The organism is Streptococcus sp. 2022WUSS083, from assembly GCF_044427155.1.
GTDB classification, from domain to species: domain Bacteria; phylum Bacillota; class Bacilli; order Lactobacillales; family Streptococcaceae; genus Streptococcus; species Streptococcus hashimotonensis.
In genome coordinates this window covers 393,024-408,809 of sequence record NZ_JAOTGK010000001.1, presented here as the reverse complement: position 1 = coordinate 408,809, position 15,786 = coordinate 393,024, and the positions used below count along the sequence as shown (strand labels likewise).

The 15,786-nt window shown below is 39.9% G+C and carries 16 protein-coding genes; 4 read left to right on the top strand and 12 right to left on the bottom strand.

Annotated elements, in window-relative coordinates:
- Positions 1-135: 135 nt before the first annotated feature.
- The 5 genes from ODU41_RS01885 to ODU41_RS01865 form a co-directional block, all read right to left on the bottom strand.
- A complete protein-coding gene (locus ODU41_RS01885) occupies positions 136-2,112 on the bottom strand; it encodes a GIY-YIG nuclease family protein (protein ID WP_238141180.1) in 1,977 nt (658 codons plus the stop codon).
- Between the two features lie 553 nt (positions 2,113-2,665).
- Positions 2,666-3,730 (bottom strand): LLM class flavin-dependent oxidoreductase, encoded by a 1,065-nt coding sequence (locus ODU41_RS01880; RefSeq protein ID WP_105145531.1) that lies wholly within the window; start codon positions 3,728-3,730, stop codon positions 2,666-2,668.
- A gap of 123 nt (positions 3,731-3,853) precedes the next feature.
- Entirely contained in the window at positions 3,854-5,101 is a 1,248-nt protein-coding gene (locus ODU41_RS01875; protein WP_398578583.1) for an ABC transporter permease, read from the bottom strand.
- Entirely contained in the window at positions 5,102-5,797 is a 696-nt protein-coding gene (locus ODU41_RS01870; protein WP_013730225.1) for an ABC transporter ATP-binding protein, read from the bottom strand.
- Positions 5,778-6,938, bottom strand: coding sequence for an efflux RND transporter periplasmic adaptor subunit (locus ODU41_RS01865; RefSeq protein WP_398578582.1), 1,161 nt, complete (start codon positions 6,936-6,938; stop codon positions 5,778-5,780). Before ODU41_RS01865 ends, ODU41_RS01870 begins: the two co-directional genes overlap by 20 nt.
- A 212-nt stretch (positions 6,939-7,150) precedes the next feature.
- Here ODU41_RS01865 and gorA point away from each other — a divergent pair, with 212 nt between their 5' ends.
- Positions 7,151-8,500: a glutathione-disulfide reductase gene (gene gorA, locus ODU41_RS01860; protein WP_398578581.1), complete on the top strand. Its 1,350-nt coding sequence runs from the start codon at positions 7,151-7,153 to the stop codon at positions 8,498-8,500.
- A gap of 50 nt (positions 8,501-8,550) precedes the next feature.
- Here the strand turns inward: gorA and ODU41_RS01855 are convergent, their stop codons facing one another.
- Positions 8,551-9,288 (bottom strand): cyclase family protein, encoded by a 738-nt coding sequence (locus ODU41_RS01855; RefSeq protein WP_013730222.1) that lies wholly within the window; start codon positions 9,286-9,288, stop codon positions 8,551-8,553.
- Positions 9,289-9,492: 204 nt separating this feature from the next.
- On the opposite strand from ODU41_RS01855, the gene ODU41_RS01850 reads away from it, so the two are divergent.
- A complete protein-coding gene (locus ODU41_RS01850) occupies positions 9,493-10,032 on the top strand; it encodes a biotin transporter BioY (protein WP_105145529.1) in 540 nt (179 codons plus the stop codon).
- An 11-nt stretch (positions 10,033-10,043) separates the two neighbouring features.
- Here ODU41_RS01850 and ODU41_RS01845 read toward each other — a convergent pair whose 3' ends face one another.
- Complete coding sequence (locus ODU41_RS01845) at positions 10,044-10,259, bottom strand: YdbC family protein (RefSeq protein WP_004194749.1); 216 nt, start codon at positions 10,257-10,259, stop codon at positions 10,044-10,046.
- Between the two features lie 91 nt (positions 10,260-10,350).
- Between ODU41_RS01845 and ODU41_RS01840 the strand changes: the two genes are divergently transcribed.
- Positions 10,351-10,674 carry a hypothetical protein gene (locus ODU41_RS01840; protein ID WP_024384625.1) on the top strand — a complete coding sequence of 108 codons (324 nt, stop codon included), beginning with the start codon at positions 10,351-10,353 and terminating at the stop codon, positions 10,672-10,674.
- Between the two features lie 20 nt (positions 10,675-10,694).
- Here ODU41_RS01840 and ODU41_RS01835 read toward each other — a convergent pair whose 3' ends face one another.
- Together ODU41_RS01835 and ODU41_RS01830 are read right to left on the bottom strand one after the other, a co-directional pair.
- Positions 10,695-11,981 (bottom strand): U32 family peptidase, encoded by a 1,287-nt coding sequence (locus ODU41_RS01835; protein ID WP_105145527.1) that lies wholly within the window; start codon positions 11,979-11,981, stop codon positions 10,695-10,697.
- A 186-nt stretch (positions 11,982-12,167) separates the two neighbouring features.
- A complete protein-coding gene (locus tag ODU41_RS01830) occupies positions 12,168-13,097 on the bottom strand; it encodes a peptidase U32 family protein (RefSeq protein ID WP_024384623.1) in 930 nt (309 codons plus the stop codon).
- A gap of 160 nt (positions 13,098-13,257) precedes the next feature.
- Here ODU41_RS01830 and ODU41_RS01825 point away from each other — a divergent pair, with 160 nt between their 5' ends.
- Positions 13,258-13,572: a DUF3270 domain-containing protein gene (locus ODU41_RS01825; RefSeq protein WP_044681101.1), complete on the top strand. Its 315-nt coding sequence runs from the start codon at positions 13,258-13,260 to the stop codon at positions 13,570-13,572.
- A 21-nt stretch (positions 13,573-13,593) separates the two neighbouring features.
- On the opposite strand, the gene nmlR is transcribed toward ODU41_RS01825, so the two are convergent.
- The 3 genes from nmlR to ODU41_RS01810 form a co-directional block, all read right to left on the bottom strand.
- On the bottom strand, positions 13,594-14,004 hold the full coding sequence (gene nmlR, locus ODU41_RS01820; protein WP_044681103.1) for a stress response transcriptional regulator NmlR: 411 nt from the start codon (positions 14,002-14,004) through the stop codon (positions 13,594-13,596).
- Between the two features lie 265 nt (positions 14,005-14,269).
- Positions 14,270-14,734, bottom strand: a complete 465-nt coding sequence (locus ODU41_RS01815) for a phage tail protein (protein ID WP_398578580.1) — start codon at positions 14,732-14,734, stop codon at positions 14,270-14,272.
- Between the two features lie 42 nt (positions 14,735-14,776).
- The gene (locus tag ODU41_RS01810) at positions 14,777-15,712 is read right to left on the bottom strand and encodes a manganese-dependent inorganic pyrophosphatase (RefSeq protein ID WP_044673344.1); all 936 of its coding nucleotides are present in this window, start codon (positions 15,710-15,712) and stop codon (positions 14,777-14,779) included.
- Positions 15,713-15,786: the final 74 nt, after the last annotated feature.

Here is a 15,786-nt window from a genome sequence, read left to right as displayed (position 1 = left end):
GGAGATTATGAAAAATATTTAGGATTAACTATAGTATAACTCATCCTATCAACTATCTCATCAGTCTTGGGACTGATTCTATTTTTTCATCATAAAATTATCTAAACAATTAAAATAATTGAATTGCTAGAAAATCTAATTTTTATCAATGGAGATTGATTTGCAATTCTTACAATAGGGACGAATGAATATTTTATCACTTCTTGCCTTCCATTCAAATTGGCATTGACAACATTTATAATGGACAGGAGTTTTTGAATCAATATATTCTAAAACCTGAATATTTGGATTTTTTGAGAAAACTTTATCCAAATATCTCTGCCTCCTTTTTTCCACCGAAGATTTTTGGGGATGATTTTTTACTACTGTTTTCGGCGTTAATTTTACTGTCTTTTGTTTAGCTCTCTTGTTAATAAAAATAGTTCGTTGCTTTGATTTTTCTATCTTAGAATATATTTTTTCCAAAAGAGTATTTGGAGTATCTTCATTCTGGAGAATATCAAACAATTGCTCTGAGTCAAGTGAAGAAGAAAATGCTTCAAATAGAAGTTTACTGCCAACATTTGAATTTATAATAAATTGAGTATCCTCATTAGTAGAACTTTCAAGCTTAGCAATAATTTCCTCTAATGGGATCAAAGTTGCATTTTGAATGACACTATCATTTAATCCTGTATTTTTTTCAACAGAAAGAGTAATCATAGTTGTTGAGAGGTGCCCATTAGGATAAGCTAAAATAGGTTGAAAAGGAATCTTTCTAAACAATGGAGGTATCATAATATCTTTTTCAACATAGGTAAAACCTGATTGAATTTCATCTGTCAAATCATTTTTAATAATATATTCAACAGTATCAATTATTTCATTTTTATTTGTCTGAGTTACTCTTACCGATACGACATAAGCAAAATCAGAAAAGAATGAGCTTTTACTTTTACCATATGTATTAGAAATAAAATCTATATATACCGTGTTTTCGATAGGAATTGGCGCCGCATAGTATCTTATTTCTCGATGACCTAGTTCGAATGGATGAAAGTTTTTGTGGGGTAAAATAAGTTCAAGCAATGTTTTTTTTAACGTAACAATTTGAGAAATCTGCTCGCTTATCAATTTATCATATTCTTGTTTTTCTTTTTTTACTTTGGAGTGTTCTTTTAGCAACAAATTACTATTATTTTTTAATTCCTCCAAATTAATATGAGGTATATTACTAACTTGACCAGTTGTAATATAGTCTTGATAAGCTTGTGATAATACTTCCGATTTCAAACGTTTGGAGCTAGACTTACGAATAATTTTTTTTATATTTTCTTTTATTCCCTCCAGAGCATAACTGTGTCCTCTTGAAAGTTGACGATATGTGGTAAGTTTCTCTTTTAATTGTGAGATAATTTCTTGACTTGGTCTTATTGAATACCTTTTCTCTAAATTATTTTCTCTATAGTCACTATAACTTTCATCCATATTTTCAAAGATTTTCTTTATAATTGGTAAAATTGTTAAGAAAGTGTAATTGTAGTTAAATAATGTATAGCCAGTATTCTCTTGTAAATAGTATGAAATGGTATCTAATTCCCAAAAATATTCTTGAAAATACCTATTTATTATATCTCTATTTTCTTTGGGATTGCATATAGAAGGTTGAATGGCATTTAGTAATGTTCGAGAGTTAAGCTGATTGAATCCAACAAATTGTGATTTAAAGTAATTTATATAATATAGTTCTTTAGATTCTAACTCTTCTAACGAACAAAATTCGACTACTTTCATTTTGAAATCTGTTAAAGTACATTGATGGTCAATCATATACTGAAAAATTTTACAGTAGAAAAAACTTCCATCATAAAAAGGATCTTCTCTCTCAAAAAAATAAGATAAATAAGTTGATTCTGATAATCTATTTAGAAACATAATTTTTTTTAAATGACTATCGAATCGTTTTTGAACATCTTTTGATTTTCCGATATAGATTGGCAGGATACTATTATCACCAAAAAAGTCTATGTAGAGCATATAAATTCCACATTTGTTTATTGTAGTATCTTCATTTACTTCTTCTAAAAATGGAAAGTCTAGAATCTTATTTTTTATAGCAAATATATTTTCCATATTAATCTCCATAATGATTTTTTTATATTATAGCACAAATCATTTATAGAATATTTATATAAATATTCACTTTAAAAGAATAAACAAATCATCTAAGTTAACTTTCAACTATGAAATAATTTACATACCGGTCACTATCTAATCATGCAAAAAATCCCAACCACATGGTCAGGATTTTCAGGAGATTATGAAAAATATTTAGGATTGGGAGTGAGACAGAACTCAAATAATCATAGAGAGTTCGTCAACAAGTTCATATTTCCAGTTGTTGAGCTGAAATAGTCTATCCCCAGACTGTTTCACTCCCACCCCCGCACAGCTCAAACTGTCTGGGAGACAGTTTGAGGTTGGAGATGAAGCGAACTCTGTTCGCATCAGTCGTAGAGGTCAGATGTGGAGTGTAAAACACGAATTGCTGAGATTTGCTTCGCAAATCTTATCTCCAACCTTTAACAGTCCACTGGACTGTTAAACCCAATCAACCACTGCGCTGAGATGTTGACTCCACTTTAGAGAAGTGAGGCTATTATAACGTCCCCTCCTTTTTATCTCATCAGTCTTGGGACTGATTCTCTTCTTTTTTTGCAAAATAATCTCGGACAATTGGCGCAACTTCTTTTCCGTAGAGTTCGATAGCACGGAGGACATCTTCATGTGGCATTGAGCCGATTGGGAGATGGAGGAAGAAACGGTCCAAGTCAAGTGTTTCAATAGTCTTGATAATTTTTTCAGCGACTCGTTTTGGATCTCCGACGATGGTTGCTCCTTCGTCTGTCAGAGAGTAGAGATATTGCGCCTTGGTCATCTCGCTCCAATGTGGGCGGTCTTTGGCAATATTGTCCGTAATTACTTTGGTTGGATGATAGTATTCTTCCACAGCCTTGTCATGGTCGTCTGCAATCCAACCCCAGGAATGGGCTGCAACTTTCGTTTTCTTTGGATCATGACCTGAGTTGCGAGCAACCTTGCGATAAGCATCGACTAAAGGTTTAAAGCGATGGGCACCTGCACCAATGACTGCATACACGATTGGCAAGCCTTTCTTAGCAATCTTGATGGTGGACTCTACATTGCCCCCAGTTGCTACCCAAATGGGAAAATCTTCCTGAACAGGACGTGGATAGACTGGCTTATTATCGACTGACTGGGTAAAATGCCCATCCCACTTGAGATTGGTTTCCTTGTCGATTTCCAGAAGCATATCTAGCTTTTCATCGAAGAGTTCTTCATAGTCGTGGAGATCATAACCAAACAAGGGGAAAGACTCCGTAAAGGAACCACGCCCCGCCATGATTTCCGCTCTGCCATTTGACAAAGCATCAATGGTGGTGTACTGCTGATAGAGCCTTACAGGGTCCATGGAGGAAAGGATTGAAACTGCTGATGTTAGCTTGATATGCTTGGTATTGACGGCACCAGCTGCCAGCACAATCTCAGGTGCAGAAACCGCAAAATCTTCTCGGTGATGCTCCCCAATCCCATAAACATCAAGTCCCACCGCATCAGCTAGTTCGATTTCTTTGACTAGCTGGCGAATCCGCTCGTCGTGGTTGTAAGTTTCCCCTGTTTTTTCTAGTGGAGTTGTTTCGCCAAATGTTGAAATACCTAATTCTACCATGATGTGTTCTCCTTTGAAATCACTATTTCTTAATTGATGCGTTTATTTTATCTCTAATTAGTGATAAAGTCAATTGATTTGCTCAAAATAAAACGACTAGGAAAACCTAATCGTTTCAATAGATTATTCATAGCGCAAAGCTTCAATTGGATCAAGCTTAGATGCTTTGTTGGCAGGTAGTACGCCAAATACAATACCAACTACCGCTGAGAAAGCCAGACTTCCCAGAACAACTGGAATTGAAACTTCAGCAGTTATTCTTTCTCCCATCGCCTTGCTCACATTGAGCAAGAAGACTATTGTTTGGGCAATTGCAAGACCAATCGCTCCACCAAGAGTGGTCAAGACCATGGCTTCTATCAAGAATTGCATCAAGATATTGCCTCGGGTTGCTCCAAGCGCTTTTCGAAGACCGATTTCACGAGTCCGCTCAGTTACTGACACCAGCATGATATTCATGACACCGATACCACCAACCAGCAAGGAGATACCTGCAACAGCACCGATAAATAAGGTAACACCAGACATTTGAGATTTAAACTCTTCCAACATGGCTGACATATCATAAATCTCGTATCTCGCTTCTTTCAATCCAGTCGCTTTAGTCAGGTAATCTGCAGCGGCCTGACCAACTTCTGTTGCCCGAGTAACATCTTCAACATGGACATAGATTTGAGAATTCTCTTTCATGCCTGTTTCAGCAGCCAGCTGCGTATTAGTTATGACGGCATTTCCACCTGAATTCATTCCATAAATAGCTGTCCCTGCTTTTGGATCTTTGTAAACTCCTATTACGAGATAAGCATTGCTATTGACGCTAATCGTCTGATTGAGAGAGTCCTCTATAGAACCAAACAACTTCTCAGCTAGTGCAGTATCTAGCATAATCATACGTGAAAAACGACTATAATCGTTAGCTGTAAATTGACGACCAGCTAAAATTTCATATTCTTTCACAGCAAAGTAATTCTGACTGACACCAGTAATGGTGACATTCTCTGCTTTTTTATTGCCTGAGCTGACTTCAGCCATGTTACTGATGCTGGAATAATAGCTCGATACACCATCAATCTCTAGCAATCCTTTTAAAGTAGAATCCGTCAAATCTGGCTCTTCCTCTAAAATCGGTTCTTCCGTCGATACTGTTCCAAATGGACCGAAGGCTGTGCTTGATCTGGAGAAGGCAGTAAAGTAAACTTGAACATTATTTTGATCACCAGCTAGAGACTTTTCTATGCTCTTGGACATCCCTGTACCCATGGCGACAATAATGACAACTGCAGCTACACCGATGATGATACCTAACATCGTAAGGAGCGACCTCATTTTATGAGCCATAATAGATTTGAGGGCGAATTTCCAATTTTCCATCTAAACTCCCTCCCTTCGACTATCTTCGGTAATCACTCCATCACGTAGGACGATTTTTCGTTTTGCGTAAGCAGCAATCTCAGGTTCATGGGTAACCATGATAATGGTCTTTCCTTCATTATTCAACTCTGTCAGAAGTTGCATAATCTGCTCACCTGTCTTAGTATCTAAGGCCCCTGTAGGCTCATCTGCTAAAATAATAGCCGGAGTATTGACTAGTGCACGCGCAATAGCCACCCGTTGTTTTTGACCACCAGACAATTCCGATGGTAAATGCGTCATTCGCTCTGCCAACTCGACTTTTTCAAGATATTGTTTCGCTAGTTCCTTACGTTTGCTTGATGGAACTCCAGCATAAATCAAGGGTAATTCTACATTTTGAAGAGCGTTGAGTTTCGATAAGAGGAAAAATTGTTGGAAGACGAAACCGATTTGGTCATTCCGAACCTGAGCTAATTTTTTCTCAGAAAGTTGACTGACTTCTTCACCTTCTAACCAATAGTTTCCTGAACTGGAACGATCTAAAAGCCCAATGATGTTCATCAGGGTTGATTTACCTGAACCAGAAGGTCCCATAATGGCAAGAAATTCTCCCTCTTCCACCTCTAAATCAATATCCTTTAGAACTCTGAGCTCTTGATCACCATTTTTGTAGGATTTATTGATATTCGTTAATCTAATAAGCTGGTTCTTCATTGGCTTCAACCTCTTTGCCATCTTCGAGATCCGGAGTTGGAATGGTAATAACCTTATCACCTACTGCTACGCCAGCAGTCACTTCCTGGTTCAAAGCATCTGCGTTTCCGAGAGTGACTTCCACTTTCTTAGCTTTCCCATCAACCAGGGTCCACACAAAGTTTTTATCTTCTTCTGGCACAACTGCGGACACCGGAATTAAAATGTTTTTACTTGTATTGACAACCTCAATATTTACAGAAAATCCTTGCTTCAACTCACCTAATTCACTAGTTAAAGCTGCCTTAAATGGATATTTAGCGCCTGAACCACCAGTTCCTGTTGTAGCTGCGGCACCAGCTTGATCACTAGATGGGTAGTTTGAAATATAGGTAATTTTCCCTGTCCAAGTCTTATCAGGATACACCTTGCTAGTCAGCTTGACCTCTTGATCCACTGCAATATTAGCCAAATCGTATTCTGTCAAACTACCTGTTACTTGCAAACTACCTTGGTTTACAATATGTACAACTATCTGACTAGATGTAGAGTTCTTAGAAACAGCCTTATTCACTTCAACAACTGTACCAGCAACGGTACTAGTTACTGTCGCTTCAGTTAAGGCTGTATAGGCTTTATCGACCGCAGCTTGAGCATCTGCGTACGAATCATTCAAGTCTGCCAACTGCATATCTACTGAACGTTGTGCAGTAGCAGTTGCTGCAGCATCTGTTTCTGCATCACCAGTTGTTTGAACAGTTTGACCATTGGTTCTTAAGTCTTCAATTTGGCGACCAATCTTATCACGACCACGAACAGCAGTATCCAAAGCAGACTGTAATTCTGTAGCATCATAGCGAATTAAAGGAGTACCTACTTCAACCTGAGTACCTGGAGCAACCAGAACCTCACTCAAATCCCCCTTAGAAGGATCATAGTAAACATACTGCTCATCTGCTGCGGTAATCGTTCCTGTAAGTAGCGTTGAGGAAGCAATCGAGCCCTCTTTAGCAACAGTATAGGTCATACTCATGGCTACTTCTTCTGAAGATGGTGACGACGTTAGCATATTGCTAAAAATCAAGGCCCCACCTACTAGGGCAACTGCGACTACTCCAAGGCCGCCAAACAAAGCAATTTTCGCTTTCTTTGTCTTTAACATAACAAACTCCTTTTCTTTATAAAACATACTTATTTTGTGTTGTCTATATAATACACAAATACAAAAACAAATGCAAGTTTTTTCCTAACTATTTTATAAAAAGTTCGGCAATTTTCCCACTTACATTTTTGTAAGGTAACGTAGCGGATTTTTGATTGACACACCAAAAAACGTTACAATGAATATAGTTAATGATTTTATTGGAGGAAATTATGAAAGTGTTTGATATTATCGCTATCGGAGGTGGGAGCGGAGGCATCGCTACCATGAACCGAGCTGCTATGTACGGTGCCAGGGCAGCAGTTATTGAGGGAAGCTATCTAGGAGGGACCTGTGTTAATCTTGGCTGTGTTCCCAAAAAAATTATGTGGTACGGTTCTCAAGTGGCTGAATCCATTCACCACTATGGACCAGAGTATGGTTTTACCAGCCAGGATGTAAAATTTGATTTTGCCACCTTGCGTAAAAATCGCGAAGCCTATATTGAGCGTTCACGCGCATCCTACGGTAATACTTTTAACAATAACGGAGTAGAAGTTATCCAGGGTTTCGCACGTTTTGTGGATAATCAAATGGTTGAAGTCAATGGTGAGCTGATTCGTGCAAAACACATTGTCATCGCAACTGGTGCTAAACCGGTAGTCCCTGCTATTCCTGGTAGTGAGCTAGGGATTGTATCTGACGATGTCTTTGCATGGGAAGAATTACCTTCTTCTGTGGCTGTTATTGGTGCTGGTTATATCGCTGTGGAAATGGCCAGTCTCCTACATGGACTCGGTGTCCAAACTGACCTCTTTGTTCGTGGAAATCGCCCTCTTCGTAGCTTTGATACCTACATTGTTGATGCCTTGATGGAAGAAATGCAACGTACCAACCTTCCACTCCATACCGGGAAAACTCCTGTCAGTCTTGAAAAAACTGATGATGGACAAATCCAGATTAACTTTGCTGACGGTAGTAACCATATTGCTCAGAAGGTCCTTTGGGCAATTGGACGTAAACCAAATATTGACAAACTCAACCTGGAAGCAACTAGTGTTCAACTTACTTCTTCAGGACATATTTCTGTCAATGAATACCAAGAAACAGCTGTACCAGGCATCTATGCCCTCGGTGATGTAACTGGTGAAAAAGAATTAACACCCGTTGCAATCAAGGCAGGTCGCCTTTTGGCAGAACGTTTATTTAACAATAAACCAACCGCAAAAATGGATTACACAACCATCCCAACTGTCGTCTTTTCTCACCCCGCTATCGGAACCGTTGGTCTAACTGAGGACGAAGCGATTGCCCAATACGGTCAGGACAATGTAAAAGTCTATACTTCAGCCTTTACTTCTATGTACACTGCGCTAGAAAACAATCGCCAAATGGCTAAGTTTAAATTAGTAACTGTGGGAGAAAATGAAAAAGTCGTTGGACTGCACGGCATTGGCTATGGTGTCGATGAAATGATTCAAGGATTCTCAGTTGCTATCAAAATGGGAGCTACAAAAGAAGAATTTGATGCCGTTGTCGCCATCCATCCGACAGGTTCTGAAGAATTTGTTACTATGCGTTAACTCAATTGAAAAAGTCCAGACATGAAGGTCAGCACTGTCTGGACTTTTTCTTATGGTAATATAGCAATTGCTCGCACTGGTGAACCCGAAGCCTTCTCCCAATGAGGAAAAGCGATTGAAATCAATGCACCTGTTGGCGGTACCTGATCCAAGTTTGCCAATACTTCCAACTGATAAATATCTTTTGATAGGAGATAGTATTCTTCTGGTAAACTTCCTCCGTGTTTGGCTGCCGATACTCCTGAATCGGTATCCAATGTTTCATGACCAACTGCTTTCACCTGACGTTCTTCAATCAAATATTCTAGTGCTTCATGACTCCATCCTGGTGTACGTTGAACTCCATCTTCGTCTAGATTACGAATGGCATCTTGACTAGGCCAGCGCTTTGACCAATCCGAACGAAAGGCAACAAAAGATTCTGGCGCTATCGGACCATATTCAGCCTCAAAGTCTAAAATATCCTGCTTAGTTATCTCGTAGTCATTATTTTCTATAACAGCAGCTGATTTATCAATAACGTAGAGTGGCAGGAGTAAATCTTTCAAATCAATCTCATCAAGATAACGAGCTCCTTCTACAAAATGAATCGGAGGATCAATATGGGTTCCGTACTGCCCCACAACCGTAAATTGTTCGACAAAGAAGCCATCCTTATGAGTAAATAGGGCTTTCTTTTCGAGAGCTGGTAGCGCAGGGAAATGCGGGCTCTTTTCATTGATTTGGTGAGTCAAGTCTACCCAAGTTTTAGATTTAAGAGTACGGTAAATATCAAGTAATTCTGTCATAGAAATTCTCACTTTCTTTTTTTATTATTCTAGCATAGGTATAGGTTGTTTTACATATAATTTTTTGTTTTTAACTATATAAGTTTCTTATTAGCTGTTATAAAAATCACCTATAGAGTTGTTACAGCCGATGAAAGAGCATTGACTTTCTTATCCAATCTCACTATAATTTTTGTTAACTATAAAATTTTAAGAGGATAACAAATGAAAACAACTTCTATCAAATCACTTGTTTATATCGCTATTGGAACAGCCTTAATTTCCACCCTTTCACAAATCAGTCTGTCTATCGGACCTGTACCATTTACATTACAAACCCTAGCTATCGGCTTAGTAGCTTGTCTATACAAACCCAAGGAGGCAATTACAAGTGTCAGCTTATATCTAGTTCTTGGCGCTATCGGTTTACCTGTTTTTGCTGGTTTTTCTGGTGGCTTTGCTGCACTCACAGGACCGACCTCGGGCTTTCTATGGGGGTTTCTACTCTACACTATCATCACTTCTGCCCTCACTAAATCAGACTCCTCACCAGTTACAATTTTTCTAGCCTGCCTACTTGGAACAAGTATCTGTTTCCTTCTCGGCTGTTTTGTATTTAAGCTAGTTTCAGGTTCCAGTTGGACTGACTCTATCGGATGGACTGTTCTGCCTTTCATTCTTCCTGATTTAGCTAAAATTACACTAGTCATGATTTGTCATCGTTTATTGCAACCTGTTATCAAAAAAGAAGCCTATTTTTCTTAGGCTTCTTTCATTTATTTATTAGCAAACGCATCGAGTAAAACTTGAAATTCCTCATTGCTAAGAGTGATCCCTTTCCCCATCTTGGTATGGTCAGGACTCCAGGTACGGATGTCATACTTGGCTGGTGCGCCATTAAAAGATACTCGATTAAGCTCCTTGGTCCATCCTTTATCATTTTCAGATAAGACCAATAATTTTTCTTCAATTTCAAATGTAAATTCTGCCATTTGTTACCTCCTCGCTTATCTATTCGAAAAAGCTTGTCATTTTTATAAAAATTAGATAATATAATTATATCAAGTTTGAAAGGATTATGCCATGAAGAGGTTTTTAGAAGTTATTTTCGAGCAGATCACCGTCTTTTTAGAACATGGCAAAGCTCCTAAGTCTATTGAGCCAGATAGTAAGGAAGAAATCAAGAATAACTTGGAGCTGGCTTTATATAAAAAAGCTGCAGTCCATGTCATCTATGGTGATCGTAGTTTCACAGGTGACATTGTGAAATATGATACCAATCGCCAACGGATTATCATGAAAAATTTCAAACGTCAGGTTACCAGCATTATAAAAATCGAGGACATCAAAAAAGTTACCTTGGTTCCAGATAGCATCAAGACTTCTCAACAACAAACAAAAGGCTGAAATTTCAGCCTTTTGTTTGTTTATGAACGAATAGTTAGGGATTGCCCATCTTCTTGGTAGAGGTTGATGAGGCCTGATTTGCAGGCACGGATCATGTCGCCAGGATAGATTTCACGGTCCAGCTTAATAGTTAAGAGTTCCATCGGCTTGTTGGCACGGTCAATCTTTTCTCCATTTGAATCATGCAAGTCCTGAATAGTCGTTTCAAAATGACGGAAACCTGGTCCGTAAAACTCTACTTGGTCGCCTTCGTTGATAACATTACGCTGACGAATGGTTGCAGTCATGGTTTCCTTGTCAAAGGCCACTACTTCGGCGATGAATTTGTATTCTGGAATTTTACGGCGGGCACCGAAGAGCTGTTCGTTTTCGCTCGGTGGGCTGTAGTAGAAACCTGTTGCCAATTCGCGTTGGGCAACCTTCCACATCTCATCAATCAGGTCTTGTTTGATCGCTTCAAACTTTTCTGGGCTTTCAAGATAAGCATCTACCGCAGCCTTGTAGCAGTTTGTTACGGTTGATACGTAGTGGACGGATTTCATACGGCCTTCAATTTTCAGGCTATCGACCCCATTTTCAATCATGTCTGGAATATGGTCGATCATACACATATCCACCGCAGACATGGAGAACTCCTCTGGTATTTCCCCCTTAATCGAACGGCGTTCTTCGCCAAAAGGTAGGTCGTAGAGGTTGTACTTCCAGCGGCAAGACTGGGAGCAACCACCGCGATTGGCATCGCGTTTGCTCATGTGGTTGGAGAGGACGCAGCGACCTGAGTAGGAGATACACATGGCTCCGTGAACAAAGGCTTCAATCTCAACGTCTGTCCGTTTACGGATTTCAGCCACCTCTTCCATGGTCACTTCTCGGGCTAAAACGACACGGGTCAAGCCCAATTCCTTCCAAAACTCAAAGGTTTCGTAGTTGGTAGATGATGCCTGGGTTGACAGGTGGATTTCAAGACCTGGTGCTTCGGTTGCACAGATAACGATAAGGGCTGGGTCGGAAACGATAACCGCATCCAAGCCCATGTCTCGTAGTTCACGGAACCAGGCTCCCGCTCCTTCTTCATTGCCTTCGTGGGTGACCATGTTGGCAGCTACATAGACCTTGGCACCACGGGCATGGGCATATTCGATCCCTTCCCGCATCTCATCCATGGTAAAGTTCCCTGCACGGCTACGCAGACCGTAGGCCTGGCCACCGACAAAGACAGCATCAGCACCATAATCAATGGCTACCTTCAATTTCTCCAAAGTCCCAGCAGGTGACAAGACCTCGGGACGCTTTAATGTTTTTGACATAATAAACTTCTTTCTATTTGCGACGGTTTCCACGTGAAAACGATACTTTTTCATGTGGAAACCTAGTGCAGAGTCTAGAAAATCGCCCAAAGGCGTTTTCGTGCTCTGACCTTACATAGTAAGTGACAGAGCTAACTCTGCCAGGATAGAGTAAGTAAAATAATAAATATATGATTAAACTGAAACTTATTTGACTTTATTACGATCAAATTCGTAGAAGCCTGTATCCAAGCCACGCTCTGCGGGGTGGAGCTTGCGCACCTGTTCATCCAAAAGGAAGGCCTGATCATAAGTGAATTCGCCTTTTTCAATCAAATCTCTTGCTTGAACAAAAAGCTTAACAATTTCAACAAAGTTCTGACCAGGGCAATAGATGCCATCCAGTTTCCAATTATGATAACCATGTTCATCTAATTCTGACAGCTTGGTCATCATATCAATGTCATTGTTGATAAAGATATGGGTACCATGCTTGTCCTCGAAGATAGAATAGTGGCTATCTGGGTCGCTCGGCTCTGCTAAGAAAAGTCCGCGTCCACGTGACAAATCTGTCTCATCAGCCTTTGTAAAATTGTAGTAATTCTGTAACAAGGTTCGTTTAGAATGGTGAATAACAGAGGCGCCGTAGACCAAGATTTCCGCTGGCATTTCCAAGTTCTTAGCAATATCAAAGAGTTCTTCTGATGGAATCTCTCTTGCCAAAACAGCCTCTACTGCTCCATGATCTTTCCAAAAGTTAATCTGACGGCTGGAAGTCACAAAGACAGATGTATCATAGATTAGCTTGAAATTGTAGCCATCACGTTTATTGATATAGAAAATTCCAGTATCTCCGACAACCAGATAATCAACCTTGATTTCCCTCATTAGCTCCATAAACGGTTTGATATTGTCCATCATATCTTGGTGCATGAGGGCATTAGCAGCGACCGTCAATTCCTTCCCTGCGCTATGAACTAGCTCTGCTATTTCCCTGAGTTCATCATAGGTAAAATTTGTTGGGATGCGAAGGGCATGGTCCTCTTCCCCAACATAAATACGGTCAACTCCTGCTGCAAGCAGTTCTTTGACCTGCTCAATACTTTCAGCTGTTGCTGTAATGATAATTTTTTCCATAAAGATAATTATATCAAAAAGAGAAATATCTGATAAGTGACTACCTGTATTTTAATGTTCAGACTTTTCTAATCTTTCTCTTGTAACATTATTGTAATATAAATGACATAAAAATTCAGCAATGTTATGGTATTCTTTAAGGAGCAGAAAAGGAGACGATATGGCATTAAGACACTATCAGTCCCATGAGTACCAGTACGAAGAGTATATCCCGAAAGAGAAAAAGGCTAATTTTCAAACCTATCAGGCAAAAAATACCAATAAAGAACGTCTAAAGGAATTGTTGTTTTTTGTTAATATCGCATTTTTTAGTTTGATAACAGTCATCGCTAGTTATGTCTATCTATCCATAGGCATTCCTGTTTTTATTGCCATCATATTGGCAAGTGCGACGGGTTTTCTTGGACTACGTTTGGTTCAAATTGGGCTAAAGAAGAAATTTAAACCCAAACAAGTTATAAGAAAAAATGAATAATGAATTATAAAGGCAGAGAAGTTATCCTCTGCCTTTTTTGAATGAACTACTGCCGTCTGTAAACAATTGATTCTCTGCACCTCTTAATGTAGTCTGGTAATTCTCTATTTTATAATCTAAACGATCTAGAGCTTGCTGAATTTCCGACAAGCGTGACCGCAATTCTTCCTGCTCTTCTTTTAGTAAATCGATCCGAGCTTCCACTGTACTATCTCCAGCCTGCACCAAGCCCATGTACTCAATCAAGCGCTCAATAGACATACCAGCACTCCTAAAACAGCGGATAAATTCTAAAATGGCTACATCATTTTCCACAAAATCTCTTACTCCAGAAGATTTTCTTGCAATTTTGGGAATAAGTCCTATCCGTTCATAGTAGCGAATGGTATCGGCTGATAGACCCGTCACTTGACTAACTTCTTTGATATTCATTCCAAGATCCCTTCTATATTTCGCTTATTATAGTCTTTTAGTTTACTTTTAGTACTCGCTTCAAAGGTTTGGAGAACCTTTGAAGGCTGGAGATAGTGCGAACCACGTTCGCTTCAAAAGCCACAGGCATAACTGGAGTTAGGCAAGGTGAGTTAACGACGTAATAAAAGATAAACTAAATGACGATATTTCGCTTATTATACACCTTGAAGTCCACTCCAAGTCAAGCCATTTTTAAAAAATCTGGGAAATCCCAGATTCTTGCTTACAAATATTCTCCCTTGACCACAAAGAAGGTGCCACGAATTTCGCCTGCTAGTTTGGAGCGTTGGCGGGCAAACTTGAATTTGCCTTCAAATTCTTTGGGAATATCAATGCCATCTGACAATTTGAAACCGACCGCTCGTTTGCCTCCTTCTTCTAGCGTATAGAGGACATTGACAGCCAGACCATTGTCATAAAAAACAAATGACCAAAGAATACCGTCTACCTCAAGCTGAGCGACATTGAGTGGAGTATAAGGAAAAACCATGTCCCGCTCTGCCAAGACCTTCTCGATGAAGGGCAGGATTTCAGGCTGTTCTTCCGGCGTAAAGACCACGAACTCCTGCTTATATTTGTTCCAGAAATAGCGGGCTTCATTGGCACGCAGACCGGCCAAGACTTCTGCGACTGGGCTGGTTTCCAAGCCCGTCGTTTCGACTTCTTTGAAATTAACTGTGTAGGACATCGTTTCTCCTTTAGTAAAAAAGCACCCGAAGGTGCTAGGTATTTACGCATTAAACGCTTCTGTCAACTGTGGCACCACTTGTTTCTTACGTGAAACGGCACCTGCAAGGAAAGCGTGGTTGTTTTCCAACTTGAAGTTGAAGGCTGCCTCCACCTTGTCCATGTTGCTACCGAGCGCAAGGATTTCAGAGTTTGAGTTAACGATGTCCGTAATCATCAAAACAAAGTCAGAGTAACCATTTGCTGCTGATGCGGCAGTCATAGCTGCTTCGATTTCTTCTTGGCGTTCCAAGACTTCTGCAATATCCACTGTGTTGACCTGTGCCACACGCACGTCATTTCCGTTCAAACCAAAGGTTTTTGCATCGATGTCAATCAATTCTTCTGCTGACTTGCTGGCAAGGTTGGTTCCTGCTTTCAAGAGTGCCAAGCCGTATTCTTCCAAGTTCACACCAGCAATTTCAGCCAATTCAGCTGCTACTTGTGGATCTGTTGCATGAGTAGTTGGCGATTTGAGCAAGAGTGTATCTGAAATCAAACCTGATAGGAGGAGACCAGCCACTTCTTTTGGAGGTGTTACTCCATTTTCTTTGAAGGCACGGTAAACGATTGAAGATGCTGAACCTACTGGCTCCAAACGCATGTATAATGGATTTGCCGTTTCAAAGTTTGCGACACGGTGGTGGTCAATAACAGCTGCCACTTCTACATCTTTGATGTCTGCGATTGATTGTTGGAATTCATTGTGGTCTGTCAAGATGACTTGGCTAACGCCTTCTGCCTTAGCAGACTCAACCACGCGCGGTGCAGTAACACCAAAATAGTCAAGTGCAAACGCTGTTTCTTCATTTGGCGTTCCAAGTGCAACTGCTTCCGCATCACGACCAAACACTTCACGCTCCAAGTGAGCCCAACCGTATGATGATGCAATGGCATCTGTATCAGGATTTTGGTGACCAAAAACTAAAAATTTAGACATGTCTACAACCTCATTTTTCTAATAATCTCCTACATTTTACCATAAATAGAAAGACTTGTGAACATGGACGGGTC